Origin of the sequence: Flavobacterium columnare NBRC 100251 = ATCC 23463, from assembly GCF_002530675.1 — a bacterium.
Taxonomy (GTDB): domain Bacteria; phylum Bacteroidota; class Bacteroidia; order Flavobacteriales; family Flavobacteriaceae; genus Flavobacterium; species Flavobacterium columnare.
Genome location: NZ_PCMX01000110.1, coordinates 1 through 524, shown reverse-complemented (window position 1 = coordinate 524; position 524 = coordinate 1). Strand labels below are relative to the sequence as shown.

Here is a 524-nt window from a genome sequence, read left to right as displayed (position 1 = left end):
TAGCATTGGAAAAAGAATATGTAAGCTTCCCCAAAAACAGCTACGATTAAAAGTATAATTTTTTAATTTTAGCAATATGAAAAAAAGTAAATTTACTGAGACACAGATCATCAAAATTATCTCAGAACAAGACAAGGGCAAAACGGTCAATGAAATTTGCCGTGAATTTGGTATAAGTCAGCCCACTTTTTATCAATGGAAAAGTAAATATTCTGGCATTGAACCCAATCAGCTCAAACAATTAAAAGAGCTTGAAAAAGAATTGAGCCAGTATAAAAAAATTGTTGCCGAACTCACTTTGCAAAACACCGTTTTAAAAGATGTAATCGAAAAAAAGCTTTAATGCCTGCCGAAAAGCGCGAGCTTGTTATCTATCTTGGGAAGCGATTTAAAATGAGCTTTCGTCAGGCGTGTAAGCTGTTTTGTATAAGTACTTCTGTGTTTTATTATAAGTCCAAACGAAAAAATTGCGACCTTAAAATTTCTGAAGAGTTATTAAAATTAGCTGAATCTCATCGTACTTG

The 524-nt window shown here is 32.8% G+C and carries 1 protein-coding gene and 1 pseudogene; both read left to right on the top strand.

The window, feature by feature from the left end:
• The first annotated feature begins 76 nt into the window (after positions 1-76).
• Positions 77-343: a transposase gene (locus B0A78_RS12605; RefSeq protein WP_014165992.1), complete on the top strand. Its 267-nt coding sequence runs from the start codon at positions 77-79 to the stop codon at positions 341-343.
• Positions 343-524 (top strand): annotated as a pseudogene (locus B0A78_RS14740) (hypothetical protein); the annotation flags it as partial. The gene B0A78_RS12605 and the pseudogene B0A78_RS14740, both read left to right, overlap by 1 nt.